This window comes from Mesorhizobium sp. M1A.T.Ca.IN.004.03.1.1 (genome assembly GCF_003997555.1).
GTDB lineage: Bacteria > Pseudomonadota > Alphaproteobacteria > Rhizobiales > Rhizobiaceae > Mesorhizobium.
This window is the reverse complement of record NZ_RZTV01001167.1, coordinates 1-232: the sequence shown is the minus strand read 5'-3', so window position 1 is coordinate 232 and position 232 is coordinate 1. Positions and strand designations below refer to the sequence as shown.

The 232-nt window shown below is 53.9% G+C and carries 1 protein-coding gene; it reads left to right on the top strand.

Annotated features, from left to right (window positions below):
* Positions 1–27 precede the first annotated feature (27 nt).
* Positions 28–232: hypothetical protein (locus tag EOD29_RS35355; protein WP_245475542.1), on the top strand; the 205-nt coding region annotated here is incomplete at its 3' end.

Sequence of the window (232 nt, the reverse complement as noted above, 5' to 3'; positions counted from 1 at the left end):
AAGCGGCAGAATGCACGTAAGATCTCTGTGATTATCGGCAACCCACCCTACAACGCCAACCAGCAGAATGAGAACGACAACAACAAAAACCGAAGCTACGAGCATGTCGATCGATTAATCAAGGACAGCTACATTCGGCTGTCCACGGCGCAGAAGACCAAGGTTTACGACATGTACGCCCGCTTCTTCCGGTGGGCATCGGATCGCATGCACGACGACGGCGTGCTGGCCT